Origin of the sequence: Komagataeibacter melaceti, assembly GCF_003403295.1 — a bacterium.
Classification (GTDB): Bacteria; Pseudomonadota; Alphaproteobacteria; order Acetobacterales; family Acetobacteraceae; genus Komagataeibacter; species Komagataeibacter melaceti.
This window is the reverse complement of sequence record NZ_QUWV01000116.1, coordinates 1-514: the sequence shown is the minus strand read 5'-3', so window position 1 is coordinate 514 and position 514 is coordinate 1. Positions and strand designations below refer to the sequence as shown.

Here is a 514-nt window from a genome sequence, read left to right as displayed (position 1 = left end):
GCCCTATGCCCAGCATTACGGCGTCGTGCCCCCCCCGCCCCCGGATGGAAGCCTCGTGCTGGGGGCTGTCGGAGCCCGGCACGGTGCGGCACAGGCCGCCCTGGGCGAAATTACCGCGCTTGCCCGCACCCTGCCCGATCCTTACCTGATCAGCCGGGTGCTCGGCCGGCGCGAGGCGGTCAGCAGCTCCGCCCTCGAGGGCACGCACAGCACGCTCAGTGAACTCCTCGTCGTGGATGAAGACGATCACGGCGCCACGCAGGCCGTCCGGCAGGTCCGTGATTATGCCCGGGCCCTGGAGCATTTCCTGCCCCGTGCCGCGGAAAGCGGACGCGACCTGTTCCGGCGGGATCTTGTGCAAGCGCTCCACCGCGCCGTGGTCGCGCATGACCCGGGTTACAGGGACGTTCCGGGAAGACTGCGTCAGGGGAGCTGTCACGTTAACTGTAGTGTGTTGAGTAACGCTCTGCCGTGAAGTTTTCAGGCTGTCAGCTGGGTGGCCTTGTTCCATTGG

1 protein-coding gene is annotated in these 514 nt (G+C 67.1%); it reads left to right on the top strand.

All coding sequences use genetic code 11. From position 1 onward, the window contains the following. Positions 1-25: 25 nt before the first annotated feature. Positions 26-475, top strand: coding sequence for a Fic/DOC family N-terminal domain-containing protein (locus DY926_RS12400; protein ID WP_338034343.1), 450 nt, complete (start codon positions 26-28; stop codon positions 473-475). Positions 476-514 lie beyond the last annotated feature (39 nt).